Annotated in this window: 1 protein-coding gene; it reads left to right on the plus strand. The window is 72.6% G+C overall.

From position 1 onward, the window contains the following. Nucleotides 1-275 precede the first annotated feature (275 nt). Nucleotides 276-2,561: an FdhF/YdeP family oxidoreductase gene (locus AB0C76_RS41200; protein ID WP_359975878.1), complete on the plus strand. Its 2,286-nt coding sequence runs from the start codon at nucleotides 276-278 to the stop codon at nucleotides 2,559-2,561. Nucleotides 2,562-2,678: the final 117 nt, after the last annotated feature.

Raw genomic sequence — 2,678 nt, forward strand, 5'->3', positions numbered from 1 at the left:
CAGACTGCCAACGGCGAGAACACCCCACCCACAGAGTCGGCAGTCGGAAAATCATCCAGCCCCCGGAGCGGCCACCCCCGGAGCCGCCCCCGGCGAACCCCACCCACCCGAAAGCCCACCCCCACACCCACACCCCGCACCCCCACCCCCACCCCTACCCCCGCACAGCGGAACCCGCACAGCGCCCCTCCCACCCCGATCCCCCAGGTGGAAGGATGGTCCCGGACCCCCGCGACGGTGCGGCGGCCCGAAGAGCAGAGCCGAGGAGCGCAGTCATGCCGAAGCAGGCCCCGCAGAGCGACCCCCTGCAGGACGCCCCCGAGGTGTCCGCGCCGCAGCACGCGGCCGCCGGCCTGCCCGCCGTCGGCCACAGCCTCCGCATGGCCACCGAGCAGATGGGCGCCCGCCGCACCCTCGCCACGCTCCTCAAGGTGAACCAGCCGAACGGTTTCGACTGCCCCGGCTGCGCCTGGCCTGAGCCGGACAAGACCCACACCGCCGAGTTCTGCGAGAACGGCGCCAAGGCGGTCGCCGAGGAGGCGACCGAGCGCCGGATCCGGGCCGAGTTCTTCGCCGCGCACCCGGTCGCCGACCTGGCCGAGCGCTCCGGATACTGGCTCGGCCAGCAGGGCCGCCTCACCCAGCCGATGCTGCTGGACGAGGGCGCGACGCACTACACCCCGGTCTCCTGGGACGATGCCTTCGCGCTGATCGCCGAGGAGCTGCGGGCCCTGGAGTCCCCTGACGGCGCCGCGTTCTACACCTCGGGCCGCACCAGCAACGAGGCCGCCTTCGCCTACCAGCTGTTCGCCCGCCGCCTGGGCACCAACAACCTGCCGGACTGCTCCAACATGTGCCACGAGTCCTCGGGTTCGGCGCTCACCGAGACGCTCGGCGTCGGCAAGGGCAGCGTGAGTCTGAAGGACCTCTACCAGGCCGACCTGATCATCGTGGCCGGCCAGAACCCGGGCACCAACCACCCCCGGATGCTCTCCGCCCTGGAGCGCGCCAAGCGGGCCGGCGCGAAGATCGTCAGCGTCAACCCGCTGCCGGAGGCGGGCCTGGAGCGCTTCAAGAACCCGCAGAACGCCCGCGGTCTGGTCGGCCACGGCACCAAGCTGACCGACCTGTTCCTGCAGATCCGCCTCGGCGGCGACCTCGCGCTGTTCCGGGCGCTCAACCGGATCCTCCTGGAGCGGGACGGCGTCGACCGCGCCTTCGTCGCCGAGCACTGCCACGGCTTCGAGGAGTTCGAGGCCCAGGCCGGCGCGACCGACCGGGCCGAGGTACTGGCCGCGACCGGCCTGCCGTGGGAGCAGATCGAGGAGCTGGCCGGCCTCGTGCTGGCCTCGGAGAAGATCATCGTCTGCTGGGCGATGGGCCTCACGCAGCACAAGCACGCCGTCCCGACCATCCGCGAGGTGGTCAACTTCCTCCTGCTGCGCGGCAACGTCGGCCGCCCCGGCGCGGGCGTCTGCCCGGTGCGCGGACACAGCAACGTGCAGGGCGACCGGACGATGGGCATCTTCGAGCGGCCGAGCAAGGCGTTCCTGGACGCGCTCGGCAAGGAGTTCGCGTTCGAGCCGCCGCGCGAGCACGGCCTCGACTCGGTGGACACGATCCGCGCGATGCGCGACGGCAAGATCGGGGTCTTCTTCGCGATGGGCGGCAACTTCGTCGCGGCCACGCCGGACACCGAGGTCACCGAGGCCGCGATGCGGCGCTGCCGGCTGACGGTGCACGTCTCGACCAAGCTCAACCGCTCGCACGTGATCACCGGCGCCCGCGCGCTGATCCTGCCGACGCTGGGCCGCACCGACCGGGACGTCACCGCGCACGGCGCCCAGTTCGTCAGCGTCGAGGACTCGATGGGCCAGGTCCACGCCTCGCGCGGCGGCCTGCGTCCGCCGGCGCCCGGCCTGCTGTCCGAGACGGCCATCGTCTGCCGTCTCGCCCGGACCGTCCTCGGCCCCGAGGACACGGTGCCGTGGGAGGACTTCGCCGGCGACTACGACACCCTGCGGGCCCGGATCGCCCGGGTCGTGCCCGGCTTCGAGGACTACAACGAGAAGGTGCGCCGACCCGGCGGCTTCACCCTGCCGCACGGCCCGCGCGACTCCCGGACCTTCCCGACGGCCACCGGCAAGGCCAACTTCACCGTCAACCCGCTGACCGCCCCGGAGGTCCCGCCGGGTCGCCTGCTGCTTCAGACGCTGCGCTCGCACGACCAGTACAACACCACGATCTACGGCCTCGACGACCGCTACCGCGGCATCAAGGGCGGCCGCCGGGTGGTCCTGGTGAACCCGGCCGACGCCGCCGAACTCGGCCTGACCGAGGGCGCGTTCGTCGACCTGGTGGGCGAGTGGAAGGACGGCCTCGAGCGCCGCGCCCCGCACTTCAAGGTGGTCCACTACCCGGTGGCCCGCGGCGGGGCGGCGGCCTACTACCCCGAGACGAACGTGCTGGTCCCGCTCGACTCGACGGCCGACATCAGCAACACCCCCACGTCGAAGGCGGTCGTCATCCGCTTCGAGCCGGACAGCGGCGCCGCGGTCTGACCGTCCGGACGGCGAGGAGGCCGCCCCGCGTCGAGCGGCTGCGGCAAGACCACCCTGTTGCTGGCGATCGTGCGTGCAGAAGGTCGAGGCGGGCCGGATTCGGGTCCTCGGCGCCGC

It is taken from the genome of Kitasatospora sp. NPDC048722 (assembly GCF_040650235.1).
Classification (GTDB): domain Bacteria; phylum Actinomycetota; class Actinomycetes; order Streptomycetales; family Streptomycetaceae; genus Kitasatospora.